Source organism: Arthrobacter sp. K410C (assembly GCF_059090105.1).
In genome coordinates this window covers 52262-75096 of record NZ_JBNHFJ010000010.1, presented here as the reverse complement: position 1 = coordinate 75096, position 22835 = coordinate 52262, and the positions used below count along the sequence as shown (strand labels likewise).

Here is a 22835-nt window from a genome sequence, read left to right as displayed (position 1 = left end):
AAAGGAGCGTCGTGAGCGCCTCAGATGATGCCCCCCGGCCGCTGGTGGACCAGTCCGTACTCGACCGCCTACGCGAGGAACTGCACGAGGACGAGGGGTACTGCAGGGTGTTCGTGGACAACTTCATCGAGTGCCTGCCAGAGCGCATCGACCGCCTCCGGCTGGCCTTGACGACAGGGGATCTGGAGGGGTCAGTGGACGCTGTCCTCAGCCTGAAGACGTCAAGCCAGATGGTGGGAGCCGAGCGGCTTGCCGCCCTGGCTCTGGACCTCGAAGACGAAATCCGCACCGACGCACGCTCGTCTGACGCCGCCGTCGTCCTTCCCCGGCTGGCCGCCACTTTCCTTAGGCCCATCAACCTGTGCAGCGGACTGACCATGCACCGGCTGCAAGCTCAGTGCTCGCTTGGTGCCAGCCGGTAGCCCACGCCGCGAACGGTTTGCAGCCAGCGCGGCTGCTGCGGGGAATCGCCAAGCTTCTTGCGGAGATTGCCCATGTGGACTTCCACTGACCGTTCGTCGGCCTCGCTGATGTAGCTGCCGACGTCGTAATCCTCGTCCCGCAGCCGGCGCACCAGGTCAGCCTTGGTGCGGACCGTGCGGCCGGCCTCAAGCAAGGCGTGGAGCAGTTCGAACTCGGTGCGGGTGAGGTTCATTTCCTTCCCGTCGACCACCACGGTGCGGGAAGCGTAGCTGAGTTCCAGGCCGTTGTGGTTGTAGTTTCCGCGTTCGGAGTGTCCGGTGCCCTCCGCAGCTTCCACAGTGGACGCCTCGGTTTCCGCACCGGACCGGGGCCGGCGCATCATTGCAGCGATACGGGCGCGCAGCTCGCGCGGACGGAACGGCTTGGTGAGGTAGTCATCGGCGCCGGACTCCAGCCCGATCAGGGTGTCCAGTTCTTCCGTGCGGGCCGTGAGCATCACGATATAGGCGTCGGAGAACTCGCGGATCTGCCGCGACACCTCAAAGCCGTCGATGTCCGGCAAGCCGAGGTCCAGGGTGATGACGTCCGGGTTCAGGGTCTTCGCGATGAGCACGCCTTCGGCGCCGCTGCTGGCCACTGTCACTTCGAAACCGGCCTGGGTCAGGACCGTGCGGACCAATTCCCGGATGTCGTGGTCATCCTCGATGACCAGCCCTACACGTGCATCACTCATAGTGCCCCCTCAGCAGCCAACGTCAGAAGTATAGCTGCCTGCGGATATCCTGCTGGTATGGCCCCTTACACCCTCGCGCGAAAGTCGCCACGCAATGACTGATCCCGTCGCCTGGTCCTCGGGACGGCTGCGATTCTTCCGGCGTCCCTTCCACGAGTACCGGCTGCGGGACCGCGTAGCACTGAGCCAGATGCCGCTCTTTGTGACTACGTGCCTGACGGCTTTCCTGGTGTGGGTGTTCTTTCCCCAGGGAATGGGAAACCCCTTCTTCGTCATGTTCCTGGTCTCCCAGCTCGTCCTGATGGCGTCCTGCTACCTCGTCCCTTGGGAGCGGCTGCCGTACACGAGCTTCCTCATCATCCCGGTGCTCGACTTCGTCTCCATCGGGTTCGGGCGGGAAGGCGGCCTCGAGAGCCTGACCAGCATCGGCCTGCTCGCGGTGCTGCCAGTTATCTGGCTGTGCGCCTCGGGCTACTACCCCAGGCTGGCCCTTTGGCTCGCGTTCCTCGCCCCGCTGGCCATTCTGTGGGCGCCGCTGCTCCTCAAGGGGACCTTTACCGCGCAGGACTTTGCCCGGACCCTGCTCCTCCCCGTCATCACGCTCGGGATCGGCGTGTCCGTGAGCGTTTTGACGCTGAGCATGATGCGGCAGCAGCGGGAGCTGGAGGAGAAGGACGACCAACTGCAGGCCACCCTCCATTCCAGCCAGCGGCAGGAATCGCTCCTCAATGCTGTCCTGGATACCGTCCACCTTGGCGTCCTTGCCGTTGACGCTGACGGGCATGACGTCCTGATGAACCGGAAGCAGCGGGCCAACCACGTCCTGGCCAGCCCCAAGGACAACGCGGACCCCAACGAGTCCCAGCTGCTGGTCTTCGGCGCGGACCGGAAAACCCCGGTTCCCGTGGAGGACCGCCCGGTCCGCCGCGCCGTGCTGGGCGAAACCTTCACCGACTACCTCGTCTGGCTGGGTGAGGGCCAGGAGCAGCGCGCCTTCGTGACGACAGCGCGTGCCATGAAGGATCCGGACGGCAAGTTTGCAGGCTCGGTGATCGCCTTCAGCGACGTGACGGACCTGGTGAACGCCCTGTCCGCAAAGGACGAATTTGTTTCCAGCGTCTCGCATGAGTTCCGAACCCCGCTGACGTCCATCCTGGGCTATGTGGAGATCCTGCTGGCCGAGGAGCAGGAAGACTCAGACCGGGAGATGCTGGAGATCATCCGCCGGAACTCCGGGCGCCTCCTGACCCTGGTGTCCGACCTGCTCGCGAGCCGCAACGGCCAGCTGATCGTCACGCCGCACACCGTGGATGTGGCCGAACTGGTCCGTTCCAGCGTCTCCTCCGCGCTGCCCAAGGCGGCAGTGGCCGGAGTGGTCCTGGCGGCCGAAACGCCGGACAAGCTGGAAGCCCATGTGGATGGCGCCCGCATCTCCCAGGTCCTGGACAACCTGGTGTCCAACGCCATCAAGTACTCCCCCGACGGCGGAAACGTCCTGGTCAGGCTGGCGCAGGAGGACGGGCAGCTGGCCTGCCGCGTCTCCGACACCGGCATGGGGATGACTGCGGAGGACACGTCCGAAGTGTTCGCCAAGTTCTTCCGCACCAGCAACGTCCGCCGCACCGCCATACCGGGCGTCGGCCTGGGCCTGCCCATCAGCAAGGCCATCGTCGAAGCGCACGGCGGGACGATCCAGGTGGACAGCCAGCTGGGCAAGGGCACCACCTTCACGTTCCGGGTCCCGGTCTAATCCCCACCCGCGCCCGGCATTACGGCGTGGACTGCCGGACCACCTCACCCCAGGACTGCCGGGCCAGCTCCCGGACCGAGGCCAGGATGTCCGACGGCGGCCGGGAAAGGTCCAGCGGAAACTCCACAATGTCGATGTCAGTGTTGAGGATCCGGCGGAGCTTCATCTCCCCCGCACCCGCGTAAACCAGCCAGGCGGTGGGCACGGCCAGGGCGGTGCAGTGTGCCAGCATCTGGTAGTGGTCGGCTGTCAGGGAGGCGCCGGCATCCGAAGCCGCCTTGTACTTGGCGTTGTACACCACCACGGGCCGTCCGCCCAGCAGGTGCACGGCGTCCGGCTGGACCTGCAGCCTGTCCGTGTCCCGCACCGCCTCGCTCAGCAGCGCATTGTACCGCAGCCGCAGTTCCCCCGGGTATCCGGCCATGGCCTCCCGCAGCGCTGCGCCCACGAAGTCCTCGAACACCCGGGCCATGTCCACCACGAACGAGGCCGTCTGCTGCCCGCCCTCGCCCGCTTCGGCCGACGCGTTGCGGAGGATCACTTCCGCCAGGCGGAGTACCGCGTGGTAGCGCAGGTTCATCCGCGTGGGCCGCCACGGCGGCAGCGGTGCCCCCGAGGCAAGCCGCGTGACGGCGTCGAGCTTTCCCTTGAGCTGGCGGAGCCGGCTGACCACCTCCGGGCGCACCCCCGGGACCTGGCCCATCCGCTCAAGTGCGGCGCGCAGGATCCGGTTCTCCGCGATGTCCTCGGTGAACTCGTCATAAGAGACCTCAAGGGGCACCAGCATGCCCGGCCGCCGGGAGATCTGGTCCGAGATCCTGATGCGCCCCTTGACGGTCCGCAGCGACTCGTCCACTGTCAGGTAGCCCTGCAGCACGCCGCGGCCCAGGGCGCGCTCCGCCAGCTGCGCGAGCGACTCGGCCAGCGCGCTCCACAACCCGCTGTCCTCGGCGGCGGCAACGGTCTCCGGCCGGAAACCCTGGTCCCCCGCGTAGCTGAGCAGGAACAGGAGACGGCCGAGCCCCAGCCGGTCTTTGGGCCGGACATCCAGCTGGACCGTGGAGGTGCGGACAGAGCCTACCTTGCCCACCGGTTCGATCCGGTACAGGCCCATGCCCATGGGAGAGGCCTTGGCCAGGCCGCTGGAGTTCACGAACGAGGCGCTGGCAGGGTCCAGCCGTTCCACGATGCCCCGGGACAGTTCGTCCAGCACCAGGTGCCGCATTGAGGAAGCGCGGCTACCCGGCTGCAAGGCGTCCCAGCAGCTGGTCCAGTCCGAAGCGCTCCTCAAGCTGCGCCCGGGTGAGCTGGCCGTGGTAGTGCTCCTCCAGCAGCGGCATCAGCTCGTACTTCCAGATCCGGCGCAACCCGGCGGGAGTCTGGGCGGCCTGCTTCATAAAGTAGGACGGGCCGATCATCAGGTCCCGGTCCCACTCGTCGATGGCACTGTTCAGGGCATCCAGCAGCAGCGCCGGGGTGGTGTCCAGCTGCCGGGCCTGCAGGAACCTCAGGAGTGAGCCCTTCACCGGTTCGGTCTGCGGGTGCAGTTCGATGAAGGAGAACCGGCGGCGGATGGCGGCGTCCATCATCGCGATGGAACGGTCCGCGGTGTTCATGGTGCCGATGATGTAAAGATTGTCCGGCAGCGTGAACGGCTCATTGGGACTGTACTGCAGGTAGATGCGGTCGTCCCGGTACTCGAGCAGGAAGTACAGCTCGCCGAACACCTTGGCCAGGTTGGCCCGGTTCATCTCATCGATGATCAGGAAGTACGGCTTCTTCTCGTTTCCCGGCTTGGCGGCCTCCTCCGCGAGGCGCCGCAGCGGCCCGGCCACCAGTTTGAAGGACACCTGGCCGTCGTCGGTCTTGTCCGGCCGGTAGCCCTCGAAGAAGTCCTCGTAGGCGTAGGACGGGTGGAACTGCACCAGCTTGACGCGCTCGTCGGTGGTGTCGTCGGCCAGCTCCGCGGCGAGGTGCTTGGCCAGGTACGTTTTTCCGGTGCCGGGCGGGCCGTAGAGGACCAGCTGCCGGTTCTCCTCCAGCAGGTCAGCGATCTCCTGCAGGGGCTCCAGCTCCATGTGCAGCGAGTCGGCGAATTCGGGGGTTAGGCGGCGGAAGCCCTCCTGGACAGGAAGTACGACGGCGGCGCCTTCCGTTTCGCTGTCCGGTTCCGTTTCGGCTTCCGGCGGCAGGAGGGCCTGGAGGGCCGGCATCACGCGGGTCACGTCGACCACGATGCCGGCGGTGGCAAGCTGGCGCTGGACGTGCCGGGGCAGGCTCGCCGTGGCATGCCCCTCGTCAAACCAGCGCACTTTGCGGCGCAGCCGCCGGTTGTCGTCGTTGTAGTCGGGTTCGCCCAGCACGCCGCCCAGCCGCACGGTGCCGGCATGCTGGTACAGGACCAGGTCCCCTGGTTTCATGACGGTCAGGAAGGCGAAGACGGCCGTCTTGGTGTCCTCGCGTTCCACATAGCCAAGGTGCTTGTAGTCCTCGTCCACCGCATGCTGCACCACGCCGGCGGTGACTCCCGGGTCCAGCAGCCGGAGGTGCTCGACGTCGAGGGTCACCTTCTCCTCGTCCTGCCAGGCGGTGAGCAGTTCGGTGTTGTCGCCGTGGGTCCGCAGCAGCCACGCCCGGTGCCCGGGATCGCCCACCTTGCGCCACTGGCTGACCAGCTGCCGGGCGTACCAGTCGATGCGCTGGCCCGCCTGCTCGTCGAGGTGCAGGCGGATGCGGTGGATATCGGCGGTGATGTCCTCTTCGCTGTCGCTCTTTGCCCCGCCCACCAGTGAGGCGAAGGCGTCCCGGATTTCCTGCCGCTCGACGTCCGCCACTACGGGTTCGAAGTAGCTGGGCCAGGCCAGGAATTCGATGCTGCGGCGGATAGCCGGCTGGTCGTGTGGCGTTCCGGCCGCCAGCCGGTGGAACTTGAGCGGGTCCTGCAGCGCACCGGTGATGGCGGCGGGCGGCTGCTGGTCCACGTGCTGCACGAACCGGCACAGCCATTTGAGGTGGTCCCAGATGGTCCAGTTGAATTCCGCCGTCCGGTCCCGGATCACGCCGTGGTCCGTCATGCCCTGATAGAGCTCTTCCGGCAGCTCAAGCGGCGGCTCTAGCCAGGAAGCGGCCTCTGCGACGCGGGCGCGCTTGACCTTGAGCGACTTCACCTCGTGGGCCAGTGGCAGGGACTGCAGGAAGAGCAGTTCGACGGCCAGCTGTTTGGCTTCCCGGGACGCGCCGTCGAGGTTCTGCCGGAGGTTGGTCATCATGGGCGCCTTGGGGTCCGGCGCGCCCCGTTCCAGCCTGTCCGCCAGCTCTGCCGCCGCTTCCGACGTCCAGGTCAGGGTCCGTCCGTCCAGCGCCGACGGCTTGCCCTGCAGCCCGGGGCCGAGGACGAACCAGGCCGCGTCCTCTATTTCCCGTGAGATGCCGAGGGCGCGGGTCATGGCAGCAGTGGAGGCGGGGGTCATGGGTTCAAATTTACAGGGTGAAGCTGGATGGCTGCTCAAAGCCTTCGTGGTGCACCCTGTTTAACCCCCGCCAGCTCTTCCCGCGGAACGCTACGGCGCTCCCGTCCCCCGCTTCCGGCCGAAGATGAAGTACCCCATGGGGCCGATGAAATTTATGAAGGACGCTGCCCTCCAGGCCCCCTTTGGTCCGTTGATCAGCGCAGCGGGTCGCTTGGAGATGTCCCGTTGCGCTGCCACCAGTAGCGACATCTGGACGATGGCCACCAGGATGGTGCCGACCTTGGCCGATGGTGACATCTCCTTCCAGGTCTTCTTCCTGGCCGTGCGGGTCTTGTTCTTGGCCATCTGATCGTCCTTTCACTGTCGGGAGTTCCAGTCCAATAGGTCCGATGGCCCCTTGTCCAGAGCCTTTATGCCTATTTAGTGCTTTACATGGTGCGTGTAGGGTGCCATCCGGTCTTTCTGCTCCGGGGTCAGCCGCTGGACGCGTCCGGTGGCTTCGTCCACGAAGGCCAGGTGTGTGCTGGCCTTCACGCAGTCCTCCCCGGTGACGGGGTCCTGGATGAGGTAGTGGATGTCAAAGCTGGCTCCCTTGACGGCACCGATCCAGACCTGCACGACGGCGGGGACGTTGCGGTACTCGAGGGTGCGGACATAGCGGATTTTGTGATCTACAACCAAGGCCATGGTCCCGTCCGGGACAGCGTTGAACAGGCTTACCCGCGGCTCGATCCCGGGCAGCCCGGCGCCCTTCGGCGGCCCGAAAGCCCCGATCCGGGCCTCCTCCAGCATCCGGACGATCTGCACATTGTTGATGTGGCCGTAGGCATCCATGTCGCCCCAACGCATCGGCACCAGGACCTCGATCCGCTCGTGGCCGTCCGAGTCCTGCTGCTTCGTGTCCTGCTTGATGTTCTGCTCCAATATCCCGCCCTGCGCGCTCAGCTGTGTACCGCCGTCGAATCGTCTTCCGGCACCTCGCCGGCGTCCGCCCCAGCAAACTGGGACATATACAGCCGGTGGTAGGCGCCTTCGGCGGCAAGGAGGACCTTGTGGTTCCCCTGCTCCACGATCTTGCCGTCTTCCATCACCAGGATGGTATCGGCATCCCGGATGGTGGAAAGCCGGTGGGCGATGACGAAGCTGGTCCGGTCCGAACGGAGCGCGGCCATGGCCTTCTGCACCAGGAGCTCGGTGCGGGTGTCCACGGAACTGGTCGCTTCATCGAGGATGAGCAGGGAAGGGTTGGCCACGAAAGCCCTGGCAATGGTGATCAGCTGCTTCTCACCGGCGCTGACGTTGTTGCCTTCCTCGTCAATGACGGTGTCGTAGCCCTCGGGCAGGGCACGTACAAAGCGGTCCACGAACGTGGCCCTGGCGGCGGCCATGATCTCTTCCTCCGTGGCGTCCAGGTTGCCGTAGCGGATGTTGTCGTAAATGGAGCCGCCGAACAGCCACGCATCCTGCAGCACCATCCCCACCTTTGACCGCAGCTCGGAGCGGCTGAGATGGGTGATATCCACGCCGTCCAGGGTGATGGAGCCGGAGTTGAGCTCGTAGAAACGCATCACCAGATTGACCAAAGTGGTCTTTCCGGCACCGGTTGGCCCCACAATGGCCACCGTGTTGCCGGGCTCCGCGGTGAAGGACAGGTTCTCAATGAGCTTCCGGTCCTCGGTGTAGCTGAAGGTGACGTTCCGGAAGTCCACGTGCCCGTCGGTCTTGGCCGGCAGGTGTTCGGTGGGGGTCTCCGGGTCCTGCTCGTCGGCGTCCAGGAATTCGAACGCCCGTTCCGCGGAGGCGACGCCGGACTGGAGCATGTTGGCCATGCCCGCCATTTGGCCCAGCGGCTGGGTGAACTCGCGGGAGTACTGAATGAACGCGGTGGCGTCGCCCAGTGACATTGAACCGGAGGCAACCCGCAAGCCGCCCACCACCGCGATGCCCACATAGCTGAGGTAGGAGACGAACTGCATCACGGGGAAGATGATGCCGGACACGAACTGGGCGCCGAAGCTTGCCTTGTACAGGGCGTCGTTGCGTTCCTCGAACCGCTCCAGCATGTCCGCGTCCCGGCCAAAGACCCGCACCAGGTCATGCCCGGAGAAGGACTCTTCGATCTGGCCGTTGAGTGTGCCGGTGTTCTTCCACTGCGCGGCGAAGAGCTTCTGGCTGCGCACGCCGATCATGCCGGCGGCAACGCCGGAGAGGGGCAGCGCGATGAGCGCGATCAGTGCCAGCTGCCAGGACACGATGAACATCATGATCACGATGCCCAGCACGGTGAGGAGGGAGTTGATCAGCTGCGCGAAAGCCTGCTGGAGCGCCTGCTGGATGTTGTCGACGTCGTTGGTCACGCGGGACAGGACGTCGCCGCGCTGGCGGGTGTCGAAGTAGTTCAGCGGCAGGCGGTTGAGCTTCTTTTCCGTATCGTCGCGGAGCCGGCGGATCACCTTCATGACGATGCGGTTCAGCACGTAGCCCTGCAGCCAGAGGAAGATGTTGGCCACGAAGTACATCAGCAGCACCACGGCGATGAGCATGGTCAGCTTGTCGAAGTCGATGCCGGCACCGGGCACCAGCTCCATCCGGGAGACCATGTCCGCGAAATTGTCCTGGCCCTGCTGGCGCAGCCCGTCCACGAACTGTTCCTTGCTGACGCCGGCGGGAAGCTGCTTGCCCACCACGCCGGCGAAGATGACGTCCATCGCCTGGCCCAGGATCTTGGGGGCAATGACGTTGAGCACGACGGCGACGATCACCATGGCCACCACCACGTAGATGCCCAACGCCTCGGGTTTCAACAGCCCCATCAACCGTTTCGCTGACGGCCAGAAGTGTTCTGCCTTCTTCGCGGGCATCCCGCCGAACATGTCGCCGTCGGCCTCGGAGGGCTTGTACTCCTCCTCGACGAAGTCATCGTCCTGCAGGACCTCCGCGGCGGGAGGACCGGCCGCGGCCGGTCCTGGCGTTTCTTCGAGAGACGTGGAGTCCTTCTTGCGGGGGTTCATGCCATTTCCTCCACGCTCAGCTGGGATTCAACGATTTCCTGGTAGGTGGGTGACGTTTCCAGCAGCTCCTCATGGGTTCCACGGTCCACGATCCGGCCATTGTCCAGCACCAGGATCTGGTCGGCCTCGGTGATGGTGGACACCCGCTGGGCCACGATGATGACCGTGGCGTCCGCGGTGGTCTGCTTCAGGGCGGCGCGCAGCCGGGCGTCGGTGGCTACATCAAGGGCGGAGAAAGAGTCGTCAAACAGGTACACCCGCGGCTTGGTGACCAGCGCCCGGGCTATGCATAGCCGCTGCCGCTGGCCGCCGGAGACGTTGGTTCCGCCCTGGGCGATCCTGGCGTTCAGGCCGTTCTTCTTGTCCCGGACGAACGCTTCGCCCTGGGCTACCCGCAGCGCGTCCCAGAGTTCCTGGTCCGTGGCCTCGGATTTGCCGAACCGCAGGTTGTGCTCGATGGTGCCGGAGAAGAGGTAGGGCCGCTGCGGCACCAGGGCCACCCGCTTGGTGATTTCCGCCCGGTCGAGCCTGCTGACGGGGACACCATCCAGGAGGACCTCCCCCTCGACGGGGTCATAGAGGCGGGGCAGGAGCGAGAGGAGGGAGGTCTTGCCCGCACCCGTGGATCCGATGATCGCCACAGTCTGGCCTGGCCGTGCGGTGAAGCTGATGTTGCTCAGGACCGGTGACTCCGCGCCCGGGTAGGCGAAGGTGACGTTGCGGTATTCCACCACACCCGCCAGGGATGCCGGTGCCTGGGGCTGCTCGGGGTCGTGGATGGAGGGTTCGACGGCGAGCACCTCGCCGATGCGGTCGGCGCAGACCGAGGCGCGCGGGATCATCATGGCCATGAAGGTGCCCATCATGACGGCCACCAGGATCTGCAGCAGGTACTGCAGGAAGGCGGTCAGCGCGCCCACCTGCATCTCGCCGGAGTCCACCCGCTGGCCCCCGAACCACAGCACCGCCGCCGTTGACAGGTGCAGGATCATGCTGATGGCAGGAAACATCAGGACGAACAGGGCGCCGATCTTCAGCGAGACGTCGGTGAGCTCCCGGTTGGCCTCGCCGAACCTGTCCGTCTCGTACGGTTCCCGGACGAAGGCCCGCACCACCCGGATGCCGATGATCTGCTCGCGGAGGACCGCATTGATGCGGTCGATCTTCTTCTGCATGGAGCGGAACAGCGGCATCAGCCGGACCACCAGGTACCCCACCACCACGGTGAGCAGCGGCACCGAGACCCACACCAGCCAGGACAGGTTGAGGTCCTCGCGCAGGGCCATGATGATGCCGCCGATGCACATGATAGGCGTGGCCACCATGAAGTTCAGGGCCATCAGCATCAGCATCTGCACCTGCTGGACATCGTTGGTGCCGCGGGTAATCAGCGTGGGGGCGCCAAAAGCGTTAACGTCCTTCGCCGAGAAGCTGGTGACCTTGCGGAACACGGCCCGGCGCAGGTCCCGGCCCAGCGCCATCGCAGCCTTGGAGCCGAAGTAGACGCCGGCGATGGCGGTCCCCACCTGGACGAACGCCACTAGCAGCATGACCATGCCCGTGCGCCAGATGAAGTCGGTGTCCCCGCGGGACACCCCTTCGTCAATGATCTGGGCATTGAGGCTGGGAAGGTACAGCGCGGCGATGGTGGAGGCCAACTGGAAGGCGATGACCGCCACCAGGTAGGGCGTGTACGGCCTGGAAAACCTCCGTATGAGGGTGAGGAGCATGCCCGCGGATCCTTAGGGATAAAGTTCGGTAGGAAGAGAGTTAAGTAGTAGCAGCCGGGGCTGACATCCTTAGCTTTCCCACTCTACGAAACTCCTCCCAGGTGGGGAACAAACCCTGCCGAAGATCATCCGAGGGGAGTACCGCGGCGGGTCACTTGCCCGCTGTGGCAGGCTCCGGCGTCGTACCTTCCGGTGCGGGCTGGATGTCCACGGTGCGGCGCAGCGGCTTTTCCTTGATAAAAAGGACGGATATCAGTGCCACCACGGCAACAGCGGCGGAAATCAGGAACACTTCTGCAGTGGCATCGCCGTACGCTGCGCGCATGATCTCGCGGACCGGTTCGGGCATGTGCGCCAGGTCCAGGCTGCTGCCGGCGCTGCCGCCTTGGACGGGGATGCCGGCGGCGGCGAGCCCCCGGGTGGCCAGTTCGCTGACCCTGTTGGCGAGGACGGCCCCCAGGACCGAGACGCCGATGGCGCCGCCCACGGAGCGGAAAAATGCCACCGAGGCGCTGGCGCTTCCGATGTCCGAAGCGCGGACGGTGTTCTGGACGGCCAGGACGAGGTTCTGCATCAGCATCCCCAGGCCGAGGCCCAGGACCGCGGTGAAGACGCCTGCGTGCCACAGTTCAGTGGTGTGGTCCATGGTGCCGGCCAGTCCCAGCCCGCCGATCAGCAGGATGGAACCGGCAACCAGGTAGCCCTTCCACTTGCCCGTCCGGGTAATCAGGAGCCCGGAGGCCACGGAGCCAGCCAGGTTGCCGGCGATCATGGGCAGGGTGAGCAGGCCGGCCTCGGTGGGCGTGGCGCCGCGGGCCACCTGAAAGTACTGGCCCAGGAAGGTGGAGGATCCGAACATGGCCACGCCCACTGCCACGGAGGCCAGGATGGCCAGCGCGGTGGTGCGTTCGGAGATGATCTTCAGCGGAATGATGGGCTGTTCCACCTTGGACTCCACCAGCACCAGCAGCGCCAGGAGGAGGACGCCGCCTCCCACCATCAGGGCGGACTGCCAGGAGATCCAGTCGTAGTAGTCGGGGTTGCCCGCGAAAGAGACCCAGATCAGGAGCAGGCTCACGCCCGTGGTCAGCAGGATGGAGCCCAGCCAGTCGATCTTGGCCGGGCGCCGGACGTGCTGGATCTTGAGGGTGACCTGGAGCAGGATGAGGGCGACGACGGCAAGCGGCACGCACACGAAGAAGGTCCAGCGCCAGCCCAGCGGACTGTCGACGATGAATCCGCCCAGGAGAGGACCGCCCGCGGTTCCCACGGCCATGACGGCGCCCATGTAGCCGGAGTACTTGCCCCTGTTCCGGGGCGGAATCATGGTGCCGATGATGGCCTGGGCCAACGCAGTGAGGCCGCCCATGGCCACGCCCTGGATAACCCGGGCACCCAGCAGCAGCGGGATGGTTTCGGAGAGCCCGGCCATCACCGACCCGGCGACGAAGATGACGATGCTGAGCTGGACCAGGAGCTTTTTGTTGAAGAGGTCGGCAAGCTTGCCCCAAATGGGGGTGGTGGCGGCGTTGGCCAGCAGCGCGGCCGTGATCACCCAGGCGAAGTCGGTCTGCGTGCCGTGCAGGTCGGACATGATGGTGGGCAGCGCGTTGGCCACGATGGTGCTGCTGAGGATGGCGGTGAAGAAGGCCGCCAGCAGCCCGGTGAGGGCCTCCATGATCTGGCGGTGTGACATCTCCGGCGCTGCCATCACTGGCGTGGAGGCTGCGTGGGCGGGGGCTGCGGCTTGGCTAACCATGGTTCTGCTCCTCGGTGGTTGGTGGCATGCCGGCCGCCGTCGCCCGGGCTGATTTCTTGAGTGATTCGGTGAGCTTGTGCAGGGTTTTCGCCGTGTTGCCGGCGTCCGCCTCGTTCCAGTCACGCAGGTAGTCCTGCAGGATTGCGGTCCGCTGCTCCTCGATCTGCCGGAGCTTGTCCTTTCCGGCCGGCGTGAGGGCCACCAGCTGGGCGCGGCCGTCGTCCGGATCTGGCCGCCGGACCACCAGGCCCTGCTCCTCGAGGTCAGCGATGTGGCGGCTGAGGACGGGGGCACTGACGCCTAACCGTTCCGCGAGCTTCGTGGCCCGGGACTCCCCCTCCCCCACGAACCGCAGTACGCCCTGGAGGGCCACTCCCGTGTCCTGGCCACGGACACCGGCCGCGGCAATGCAGCGGACGGCGCGCTGCAGGTCGAAGATCTGGTACACGAGGTCGGCTGCCGTATCCGGTGCTACTGCCATGGCTCAGGCACTCCTTACTTGTTTGCCTGAAGCAACTATAGACGAAATTGATTGCTTTGGGAAACCATCTGCTCGGAGGCACGAAAAACCCCGGCTCTGATGGAGCCGGGGTCTTCTGCTGGATTCTGTTTCTGGTCAGGCGTCCAGGTGGGTGGGCCCAAACATCTTGAGGAGGGTTTCAACCACGACGACGTTCGGCCCGTCCGCGGCGAAGCCCGCCTTGAGCGCGTCCCCCACATCTTCAGGGGCCACTCGGGTTGCAGGCACACCGAAGGCTTCGGCGAGTTTGACGAAGTCGGGGCGGGCCAGCTCGGTGGCGGTGGCTTTGCCGAAGGCACCCACCATGTACTCGCGCAGGATGCCGTAGCCGCCGTCGTCCACGATCAGCCAGGTGACCGGTACATTGTGCTGCTTCGCCGTTGCCAGTTCCGAAATGGAGTACATCGACGATCCGTCGCCGGACACGGCCAGCACCCGGCCCGGCTTGCCCAGCGTCTCCAGACCTACGGCAGCGCCGATAGCCGCGGGAAAGCCGTAGCCCAGGCCGCCGGCGCCCTGCGCGGAGTGGAACTGCCCCTCGCGGGCGTCCCAGCAGGACCAGCCCCAGTACGCGGCGATGGTCATGTCCCAGAACGTCTGCATGTCCGCGGGCACCGCCTCGCGGATGTCGGCCATGAACTTGAGCTCCTTGGCCAGGTCCTGGGTCTCCAGCCGGGCCTTGACTTTGGCCAGCGATTCCCTGACCAGTTCCTCCGGCGGCACCCCGTGCCAGCTAGGAGCTACGGCTCGTTCCGGGCTGAGCGCTTCGTCCAGGGCGGCGAGCGCCTGGCCGGCGTCGGCGCGGATGCCCAGGCCGGGGCGGTTTGACTCCAGCACGCGGGGTTCGGCGTCGATCTGGATGATCCTGCCGCGCGGTTCGAAGGTGAAGTAGTTCGAGGTGACCTCACCCAGCGACGAGCCGATGACCACCAGCACGTCCGCGTCCTCGAGCAGGTCCGTCATATAGCGGTCCTCGATCCAGGACTGCAGGGACAACTCGTGGTTCCACGGGAATGCGCCGTTCCCGCCGGGGGTGCAGATCACCGGTGCGCGCAATTTTTCGGCGATGGACAGCAGCGATTTCTCTGCGCGTCCACGGCGGGTTCCGCCGCCTGCGATGATCGCCGGGCGTTCGGCCGCCTCCAGCCACTTCACGGCCTCGCGCACCAGCTCCACCCGGGGAGGGTTGTCAGCGGCTTCGGCCAGGGCGTCTTCCACCGGCGGCACCATGATCGGGTCCAGCAGCACGTTCTGCGGGATCTCGATCCACACCGGGCCCTGCGGTGAGGAGATCGCCTCGGTCCAGGCGTCCTGGATGGCGGACGGGATGCCGGAGGCGTGCTGGATCAGCCGCTGGCTCTTGGTGACGTTCGCCGCCGACGCTTTCTGGTCATCGAGCTGGTGCAGCATGCCTTTGCGGCGGGCACCCAGGCCTTCGAGCGGGATCTGGCTGGCCACCACCACCATTGGAACGCCCGTTGCATAGGCTTCCTGGAGGCCAGCCAGCGACGTGAGCGCTCCGGGCCCGGTGGAGAGGAACAGGACCCCCACTTCACCGGTGGCGCGGGAATACCCGTCCGCCGCAAAAGCGCTGTTGTTCTCCACCCGGGAGGAGACGAACTGCAGGTTGCCCCGGCCCATGGCGTCGAAGAGGCCCAGCGCGTGCTGGCCGGGTATGCCGAAGACAGTCTTGGCGCCCAGCGCCTCCAGCGTCTCGACGACGAGGTCCCCGCCGTTGCGGGCACCGGCGCCCTTGGTGGGAGCTGCTGTTCCCGAGTCGAAGTCAATCATGGCCCTACTCCTTGCCGGCCGCCGCGAAGCCCGCCGGCCGACGGATGTCCTGTCCCAGGGCCTGCGCGGCGTAGCCGGTGGCCGCGCCGAAGCGGTCTCCGGGCACCGCAATGTCTGCCATCAGGGTCACCAGCTCGTAGGCGACGTGGCTGGCGGCGACGCCGGTGATCTCCGCGTGGTCGTATGCGGGAGCCACCTCCACCACGTCCGCGCCCACCAGGTTCATGCCGCGGAAGCCACGGATGATTTCCAGGAGTTCGCGGCTGGTGATGCCGCCGGCTTCGGGGGTGCCGGTGCCGGGTGCGTGGGCGGGGTCCAGGACGTCGATGTCCACGGAGATGTACAGCGGGCGGTTGCCGATCCTGTCCCGGACCTTGGCCACGGTCTCCAGGACGCCCTGGTAGTAGACGTCCGCGGAGGTGACGATGCCGAACCCGAAGCGGTGGTCGTCGTCGAGGTCCTTCTTGCCGTACAACGGGCCGCGGGTGCCGATGTGGCTGATGGCCTCGGTGTCCAGGATGCCTTCCTCGACGGCGCGGCGGAACGGTGTGCCGTGGGTGTACTCGGCGCCGAAGTAGGTGTCCCAGGTGTCCAGGTGGGCATCGAAGTGCAGCATGGCAATGGGTTCGCCGGCCCGTTCGGCGGCGGCGCGGAGCAGGGGCAGCGCGATGGTGTGGTCGCCGCCGAGGGTTACCAGCTTGCTGCCGTTGGCCGTGAGGTCCAAGGCATTCTGCTGGACGGTTTCAATGGCCTCGTTGATGTTGAAGGGGTTGACCGCCATGTCACCGGCGTCCGCCACCTGGACATTTTCGAAGGGGCTGACATCCCAGGCCGGGTTGTAGGGGCGGAGAAGGCGGCTTGCTTCGCGGATATAGTTGGCGCCGAAGCGTGCACCCGGCCGGTAGGAGACGCCGGAATCGAAGGGAACGCCCACTACCGTCACGTCCGCTTTGGCTACCTGGTCCAGCCGGGGAAGGCGGGCATAGGTGGCGGCGCCGGCGTAGCGGGGAATGCGGGATGAGTCGATGGGGCCAAGGTTGCCGTTGGCTTCGATGCGCAGCTCTTCCATGGGGCCTCTCCTTCAAGGAGTCGTATGACTGATGTGACTGCCATCATACACCGTGGTTTTCCTATGCGCACCAACTGTTTACCAAAACAGCTTCGGGAAGGATCGGACTCCAGCAGCAGATGGCAGCAAATGGGGGACGCATCACGCACAGCATATTTTTGGCTGCCCCGTACAGCTTGAGGCGCGCTATTTCGGGAGCCTGCAAGCAGCCTTGGGCCAAGAGGCTGCCTCACGTGACGCCATGGGCCCCGCATGGTGGGCGGAAGGAGCTAGCGGCTGGCAGCCGGGACAAGCACCCAGAGCACCTCAACCGGCTTGTCGGTCGGGTTGATCCAGGTGTGCGGTTCCCGGCCGGGGAAGGTGACCGTATCTCCGGTCTCAAGGTCGTACTGCTCGTTGGTGAGGATCAGGCGGATGCTGCCTTTGATCACGTGGAGTACGTCCACGTCGCAGTCCACGGCGTAAAGCTCCGACTCACCGCGGCCGTGCGGCTCAATGCAGGCCTGGATGATCTGGATGCGCCGCTCCGAGCGGGCGGTCAGCAGACGCTCCACGATGCCCTGTCCGCCCAGGGAAATGCGCGGACCGTCGTTGCGCTTGGTCAAATGCGTTTCCGGCGCGGCGAAAAGGTCCCCGATGGAGATGGACAGCACCTGGCACAGGGTGACCAGGGAAGCAACGGAGGGGGAGGTCAGATCGCGCTCAACCCGGCTGAGGAAGCCCTTGGTCAGCCCCGTCGCGTCGGCAACCTGCTCGATGGTGAGCCGCTGGGACTGCCGGGCGGCACGGATCCTGGATCCAATGGCAACGGGAACGTTGCTCGGCTCAACTGGCAGTGCCTTCATGTACGAACCTTTCACGGCCGGCAGCCCGGCCCACTCTGGAGCAATACTAATGGCCACTCCGGTGTATGACGCGTCCATGGCGCGCCCGGACCGCCCGGCACTCCGCCCTTGACTGTTACTACCGTCACAGCCTAACCTTTGGAAAACAGTTGTTGCCTATAGGGCAATTATTGAGAGTTTCCTCTCGCCAACTTTCACCTGAGGCTTCGGCCGCCCTCCCGAACCCGCCCCGGCGGCGGTACAGCTCCAAGGAACCCAACATGGACGTAAGTGTCATCAACATCGCCATTGTGGTGGTGTACCTGCTCGCAATGCTGGCTTTTGGCTGGTGGGGCAAATCCCGTACGAAGAACAACAGCGACTTCCTGGTGGCGGGCCGCCGCCTGGGGCCATTCCTCTACACCGGCACCATGGCCGCCGTCGTCCTGGGCGGCGCCTCCACAGTGGGCGGCGTGGGGCTGGGCTACAAGTTCGGCATTTCCGGCATGTGGCTGGTGGTTGCCATTGGCGCGGGCGTGCTGCTCCTGAGCCTCCTCTTTGCCGGAACCATCCAGAAGCTGAAGATCTACACGGTTTCGCAGATGCTGACGCTGCGCTATGGCAGCCGGGCAACTGAAGCCTCCGGCATTGTCATGCTCGCCTACACCCTGATGCTTTGTGCCACCTCCACGGGCGCCTACGCCACCATCTTCGTGGTGCTGTTCGGTCTGGACCGGGCACTCGCCATTGCCATTGGCGGCGCCATCGTCCTGGTCTACTCGACCGTGGGCGGCATGTGGTCCATCACGCTGGCCGACCAGGTGCAGTTCGTCATCAAGACGGTGGGCATCTTCTTCCTGATGCTGCCCTTCACGATGAACGCCGCCGGAGGCATTGACGGGATCCGCAGCCGCGTGGACGAGAGCTTCTTCCAGATCGACGGCATCGGCCTCCAGACGATCATCACCTACTTCGTGGTCTACACCCTGGGCCTGCTCATCGGCCAGGACATCTGGCAGCGGGTCTTCACCGCCAAAACGCCCGGCGTTGCACGCTGGGGCGGAGCAACCGCCGGTATCTATTGCATCCTCTACGGTGTCGCCGGCGCACTCATCGGCATGGCCGCCAGCGTCGCCCTGACCAACATCGAGATCGCGGCCAAGGACGACGTCTATGCGGAGGTGGCCCAGAACCTGCTGCCCGTCGGCATCGGCGGCCTGGTCCTTGCGGCCGCGGTTGCTGCCATGATGTCCACCGCTTCCGGCGCACTCATCGCAGCCGCCACCGTTGCGCGGGCCGACGTCCTGCCGTTCGTGGCCAGCTGGTTCGGCAAGGACATCAGCACGGAGGACACGGACAACCCGGAGCACGACGTCAAGGCCAACCGCATCTGGGTCCTCACGCTGGGCATCATCGCCATCGTCATTGCCATCATCACCAAGGACGTTGTGGCAGCGCTGACCATCGCATACGACATCCTGGTGGGCGGCCTCCTGGTGGCCATCCTTGGCGGCCTGGTCTGGAAGCGCGGCACCGGCATCGCCGCCGCAGCCTCCATGGCGGCAGGCTCGGTGGTGACCCTGGGCACCATGATCATCCTGGAAATCAACGCCAAGGCACCGTTGGACGGCATCTACGCCAACGAGCCCATCTACTACGGCCTGATTGCCTCCGCCGTGGTCTACATCGCCGTCTCGCTCGCCACCCCGCCCACCGACCCGCAGGTGATGCGCAACTGGCAGCGCCGCGTCTCCGGGCAGGAGGCAGGGGAAACCCCGGCCGAAGCTGTCACTGCCCCCTGACCCAGGGCACCACGCACGACGGCGGCGCCTCCTTCCGCAATTCAGCGAAGGGAAGCGCCGCCGTCGTCAGTTATTGTTCGGTTTCGCGGACCTCGTCCGGGTCCGCCAGGGGGACGGGCCGGTCCTCGGCATCGATGATGACCGGAGGCGCCTGGACCACCGGCTCCTCCTCGTCCAGGAATTCGTCCTCTGCATCCCAGTCGTCCTCTACCGGTGCATCCTCGGCGTAGTCGTAGGCGGGGTCCGCTTCGACGGCGTCCAGGTGCGGCATGTCCGGGTGCTGTCCGGTGGTGCTCATAATCCAACCTCCGTTTGTTCGCCTGACGTGCTCTTTCGTGAGGGCGCTGGCTGCGCCACACCTTCATCACAACACTGCGGGGGAGGCGGGTCAATAGTCCCGCGGAGCCCTGCCGGGGCCTGCGGGATGGGTTCCGGATTGAGGCAGACCGAAACCTTCCAGCGAGGTTTACCGGCCAAAAAACGCCGGATTTTCGCAGTAAGCTGGGCTCTGCAATGGGGCCGCACCATGCCCTGTCCAGCCCAGGAGTTTCCGTGTCACAGCACGCCCAGCCGAATCCCGCCCGCCCCTCCCCCGTACAGTCCAGTGACGCCACGCCGGTCCCCGGGTCCGGCCCGGCCCGGCAGCAGGGGCCCGAAGGCGAACGTCCGGCCCCCACGGCTGCAGACATCAAGCGGTGGCGCCAATACCTCGCCGACGAGCGTGCCGAGGCCGCCGTCTACCGCGATCTGGCACAGAACCGGCAGGGCGAGGAACGCGAGATCCTTTTGGCGCTGGCCGAGGCGGAGGGCCGGCATGAGGCCCACTGGCTGGCACTGCTGGGCGACCAGGCAGGCAAGGCGCGGCAGGCCTCGTTCCGCAGCCGGTTCGTCGGCTTCCTGGCCAGGCATTTCGGCTCTGTGTTCGTGCTGGCACTGGCCCAGCGGGCCGAGGGCCGCTCCCCTTACGCCAAAGATCCCAACGCCACCGATGCCATGGCCGCGGACGAGCAAATCCATGAGGAAGTTGTCCGCGGGCTGGCGACACGCGGACGCAACCGCCTGGCCGGAAGCTTCCGTGCCGCTGTCTTCGGCGCCAATGACGGCCTGGTCAGCAACCTGTCCCTGGTAATGGGCATGGCCGCCTCCGGGGTCGCCAGCAGCGTTGTGCTGCTCAGCGGCATCGCGGGCCTGCTCGCAGGCGCCATGTCCATGGGCGCCGGGGAGTTCATCTCGGTCCGGTCCCAGCGGGAGCTGTTGGCTGCAACCCGGCCCACCCAGGTCACCCTGGCCGCCGCCCCCAAACTGGATATCGAGCACAACGAACTCCTCCTGGTCTACCTGGCCCGGGGCATGTCCCATGAAGCTGCCGAGCACCGCGTCCAGGAACGCATGGGACTGCTGTCTTGCGACTGCGACCCGAGCCTGTCGCTGCAGCCGGAACTGCCCGAGGACGAGGACCAGCACGAGGCCGTCGGCACCGCTTGGGGCGCGGCACTGTCCAGCTTCTGCTTCTTCGCCTCAGGCGCTGTCGTCCCCATCCTGCCATTCATCTTCGGGCTGACCGGAGTGGCGGCCCTGGTGGTGGCCGGCGTCCTGGTGGGCATCGCCCTGCTGGCCACCGGCGGCATCGTGGGCCTGCTCTCCGGCACGTCCCCCATGACGCGGGGACTGCGCCAGCTTGGCATCGGGCTGGGAGCAGCCGCGGTCACCTACCTGCTGGGGCTGGTCTTCGGCACCGTGGTGGGTTGATGGCTGGCATTGCCGCTGTGGCGCGGACCACATGATTGAGACCCGTCCGCCGCGCCATGCGGGCGACAAACCCCGCGCGGGGCTGGGATACCGGTCCGTGCTGGTAGGCGCTCTCCTGTTGGCGGCAGTATCAGGCGGCGCGCTGGTGCTGGACGATCCCCGGGTCAAACACCTCCTGGACGTCCGGATCGGCCCCGGGAATCCGCAGGCCAAGCCAAGGGAAGGCAGCAACCCTTCGGGTGGCGCCGGCGCGCCACAACCTGTCGAAGCCCATGTTGACACTCCTCCCCCGGGCTATGAGGAAGCAGACGCCCCGCTGGGTACCCCCAGCCCGCCCGCCGTCGGCAGCGACTCCTACCGTTTCCTGGCCGTCAATGGCGACGGCAGCCCGGTAGGGTATTCGCCCTGCCGCCCGCTCCACTACGTGGTCAACGCGGATCTTGCCCCAGCGGGCTCGGAGCGGCTTGTTCCGGACGCCATTGCCACGATCTCGGCGGCAACGGGCATTTCGTTCATCTACGACGGCACCACCGATGAGCAGCCGTCACCGCAGCGGCCGCCGTTCCAGCCTGATGCCTACGGCGAGCGCTGGGCGCCGCTACTCATTGCCTGGACGACGCCCGAGGTCGCCCCGCAGCTCGAGGGGAAAGTGATCGGCACCGGCGGCAGCACCCATTTCAGCTACGACGGCGGACCCAAGACGTTCGTCACCGGCGGGCTGGACCTGGACGCGCCGCAGATCGCCAACGAACTGCTGAATCCGGACGGCCACCTGTACGCAACCGCGGTGATCCTGCATGAGCTGAGCCACGTGATGGGCCTGGACCATGTGGAGGACCCCCGGCAGCTCATGTACCCGGAGATCGGCACACCGGAGGGGCTGTCCGCCGGTGACCTGAACGGCCTCTACGAACTGGGCAAGGCGCAGTGCCGGAAGGACCTCTGAGCAGCCGGACTCGACGCCGCTAACCCCGGAGGACTGCCACGGCCTCGTCCACGCTGTCCACCAGGAATATCCGCTCTTCCATGGCCCGGCCCGACGCCATCTTGCGCAGCAGGGGCCACGCCGGATATTCCTGTTCCCAGTGGCGCCTGCCCACCAGGATCATCGGCGTGACCTTCTCCCTGGCCCCGTAGTAGTTCTCGCAGGCGTCCTGGAAGATCTCCTGGATGGTGCCTGCCGCTCCGGGCAGGAAGACGATGCCGCCTTGGCACAGTTCCAGCAGGATGGCTTCGCGGATGGCATTGGCAAAGTACTTGGCGATGGCAGTGGCGAAGTAGTTGGGCGGCTCGTGGCCGTAGAACCAGGTGGGGATTCCCAGTGACGGCGTTCCGCCCGGAAAGCGTTCGACGACGGCGGCCGCCGCGCGTGCCCACGCCGAGACCGAGGGACGGAAGCCGGGAACGGCGGCGAGCATGTCCAGCGCAGCCGGGAGCGCGCCGTCGTCCGCTTGGCTGAGGTAGGCGCCAAGGTTGGCCGCCTCCATGGCGCCCGGTCCCCCGCCGGTGGCAACAGAGAATCCGTTTTGTGCCAGGAGGCTGCCGAGCCTTGTCGCCGCCGCATAGTCCACGCTGCCCCGCTGGGCCGCGTGTCCGCCCATGACGCCCACCGTCGGGCGCCCGGACCAGGGAGGGGATGCTGCCAGTTCTTCAAGAGCGTCACCAATGGCATGGTCGTGCAGGGCAGACGCCAGTGTTGCGTCCACCCGGTGGCGCTGCCCCGGTTGGACGCTCCACTGGTAGATCCGGGCGTCGGGCAGGTCCTCGTAGCGCGCTTCCGCCAGGCCTGCGTAGAGCTCCCCGGGCGAGTACAGCGTGGAGCGGTATGGGTTGAAAGGCACCCCCGCAAGCCGGGGAAAGATCAGCGCGCCGCGCCGCCGCAGGCCGTCTTCCACCCCGTCGTCGAACATGCAGCCCATGAACAGCGCGCCCGCCACGTCAAGGCCGTCAAGAACCGTGGACCTGCCGCGCAGGTCCAGGGACTGGGCATGCCAGCCCTGCAGGTGAACCGCGCCGGCGGATACCAGTCGGTCAAAACTTTCGAGGTCCTCCACCTCCAGGCTGTGGGGGTTGGGCCCCAGGTTTCCGGAGAGATTCATGCGCGCCGCCACCTTCCGCTGCTCATCTCCACAGCGTAACCAGAAGTCGTTCCTGTACAGCAAGACGCCGGAGACCACGCCGGTGTCGTAGCCGAAAAGCAGGCC

Annotated in this window: 18 protein-coding genes and 1 pseudogene; 5 read left to right on the top strand and 14 right to left on the bottom strand. The window is 66.2% G+C overall.

What is annotated here, in order from left to right; all coding sequences use genetic code 11:
- Nucleotides 1–11: 11 nt before the first annotated feature.
- Nucleotides 12–422, top strand: coding sequence for an Hpt domain-containing protein (locus AC5RU7_RS14685; RefSeq protein WP_494052847.1), 411 nt, complete (start codon nt 12–14; stop codon nt 420–422).
- On the opposite strand, the gene AC5RU7_RS14680 is transcribed toward AC5RU7_RS14685, so the two are convergent.
- On the bottom strand, nt 395–1156 hold the full coding sequence (locus tag AC5RU7_RS14680) for a response regulator transcription factor (protein ID WP_494052846.1): 762 nt from the start codon (nt 1154–1156) through the stop codon (nt 395–397). The two genes, AC5RU7_RS14685 and AC5RU7_RS14680, sit on opposite strands and share 28 nt — an antisense overlap.
- 94 nt (nt 1157–1250) lie before the next feature.
- Here AC5RU7_RS14680 and AC5RU7_RS14675 point away from each other — a divergent pair, with 94 nt between their 5' ends.
- Nucleotides 1251–2906: a sensor histidine kinase gene (locus AC5RU7_RS14675; RefSeq protein WP_494052845.1), complete on the top strand. Its 1656-nt coding sequence runs from the start codon at nt 1251–1253 to the stop codon at nt 2904–2906.
- Between the two features lie 19 nt (nt 2907–2925).
- Here AC5RU7_RS14675 and AC5RU7_RS14670 read toward each other — a convergent pair whose 3' ends face one another.
- The 11 genes and pseudogenes from AC5RU7_RS14670 to AC5RU7_RS14620 all read right to left on the bottom strand — a co-directional run bounded on the left by AC5RU7_RS14670 (nt 2926) and on the right by AC5RU7_RS14620 (nt 17101).
- Entirely contained in the window at nt 2926–4131 is a 1206-nt protein-coding gene (locus tag AC5RU7_RS14670; protein WP_494052844.1) for a 5-methylcytosine restriction system specificity protein McrC, read from the bottom strand.
- Between the two features lie 13 nt (nt 4132–4144).
- Entirely contained in the window at nt 4145–6376 is a 2232-nt protein-coding gene (locus AC5RU7_RS14665; protein WP_494052843.1) for an McrB family protein, read from the bottom strand.
- 90 nt (nt 6377–6466) lie between these two features.
- Nucleotides 6467–6721, bottom strand: a complete 255-nt coding sequence (locus AC5RU7_RS14660) for a hypothetical protein (protein ID WP_494052842.1) — start codon at nt 6719–6721, stop codon at nt 6467–6469.
- A 75-nt stretch (nt 6722–6796) separates the two neighbouring features.
- Nucleotides 6797–7225: an acyl-CoA thioesterase gene (locus AC5RU7_RS14655; protein ID WP_494011727.1), complete on the bottom strand. Its 429-nt coding sequence runs from the start codon at nt 7223–7225 to the stop codon at nt 6797–6799.
- Nucleotides 7226–7317: 92 nt separating this feature from the next.
- Nucleotides 7318–9387 (bottom strand): ABC transporter ATP-binding protein, encoded by a 2070-nt coding sequence (locus AC5RU7_RS14650; RefSeq protein WP_494052841.1) that lies wholly within the window; start codon nt 9385–9387, stop codon nt 7318–7320.
- Nucleotides 9384–11117, bottom strand: coding sequence for an ABC transporter ATP-binding protein (locus tag AC5RU7_RS14645; protein ID WP_494011669.1), 1734 nt, complete (start codon nt 11115–11117; stop codon nt 9384–9386). Before AC5RU7_RS14645 ends, AC5RU7_RS14650 begins: the two co-directional genes overlap by 4 nt.
- 157 nt (nt 11118–11274) lie before the next feature.
- Nucleotides 11275–12813, bottom strand: a pseudogene (locus tag AC5RU7_RS14640) (MFS transporter); the annotation flags it as partial.
- A 55-nt stretch (nt 12814–12868) separates the two neighbouring features.
- Nucleotides 12869–13357, bottom strand: a complete 489-nt coding sequence (locus AC5RU7_RS14635) for a MarR family winged helix-turn-helix transcriptional regulator (protein ID WP_494052840.1) — start codon at nt 13355–13357, stop codon at nt 12869–12871.
- 135 nt (nt 13358–13492) lie between these two features.
- Nucleotides 13493–15187: a thiamine pyrophosphate-binding protein gene (locus AC5RU7_RS14630; protein ID WP_494052839.1), complete on the bottom strand. Its 1695-nt coding sequence runs from the start codon at nt 15185–15187 to the stop codon at nt 13493–13495.
- 4 nt (nt 15188–15191) lie between these two features.
- The gene (gene speB / locus AC5RU7_RS14625; protein ID WP_494052838.1) at nt 15192–16256 is read right to left on the bottom strand and encodes an agmatinase; all 1065 of its coding nucleotides are present in this window, start codon (nt 16254–16256) and stop codon (nt 15192–15194) included.
- A gap of 269 nt (nt 16257–16525) precedes the next feature.
- Complete coding sequence (locus AC5RU7_RS14620) at nt 16526–17101, bottom strand: helix-turn-helix domain-containing protein (protein WP_494011675.1); 576 nt, start codon at nt 17099–17101, stop codon at nt 16526–16528.
- A 260-nt stretch (nt 17102–17361) separates the two neighbouring features.
- Here AC5RU7_RS14620 and AC5RU7_RS14615 point away from each other — a divergent pair, with 260 nt between their 5' ends.
- Nucleotides 17362–18882 carry a sodium:solute symporter family protein gene (locus AC5RU7_RS14615; RefSeq protein WP_494052837.1) on the top strand — a complete coding sequence of 507 codons (1521 nt, stop codon included), beginning with the start codon at nt 17362–17364 and terminating at the stop codon, nt 18880–18882.
- 70 nt (nt 18883–18952) lie between these two features.
- Here the strand turns inward: AC5RU7_RS14615 and AC5RU7_RS14610 are convergent, their stop codons facing one another.
- Nucleotides 18953–19180: a hypothetical protein gene (locus tag AC5RU7_RS14610; protein ID WP_494052836.1), complete on the bottom strand. Its 228-nt coding sequence runs from the start codon at nt 19178–19180 to the stop codon at nt 18953–18955.
- A 254-nt stretch (nt 19181–19434) separates the two neighbouring features.
- Between AC5RU7_RS14610 and AC5RU7_RS14605 the strand changes: the two genes are divergently transcribed.
- Together AC5RU7_RS14605 and AC5RU7_RS14600 are read left to right on the top strand one after the other, a co-directional pair.
- Nucleotides 19435–20631 (top strand): VIT1/CCC1 transporter family protein, encoded by a 1197-nt coding sequence (locus AC5RU7_RS14605; RefSeq protein WP_494052835.1) that lies wholly within the window; start codon nt 19435–19437, stop codon nt 20629–20631.
- A 31-nt stretch (nt 20632–20662) separates the two neighbouring features.
- On the top strand, nt 20663–21577 hold the full coding sequence (locus AC5RU7_RS14600) for a matrixin family metalloprotease (protein ID WP_494011679.1): 915 nt from the start codon (nt 20663–20665) through the stop codon (nt 21575–21577).
- 19 nt (nt 21578–21596) lie between these two features.
- On the opposite strand, the gene AC5RU7_RS14595 is transcribed toward AC5RU7_RS14600, so the two are convergent.
- Nucleotides 21597–22730: an LOG family protein gene (locus tag AC5RU7_RS14595; RefSeq protein WP_494052834.1), complete on the bottom strand. Its 1134-nt coding sequence runs from the start codon at nt 22728–22730 to the stop codon at nt 21597–21599.
- Nucleotides 22731–22835 lie beyond the last annotated feature (105 nt).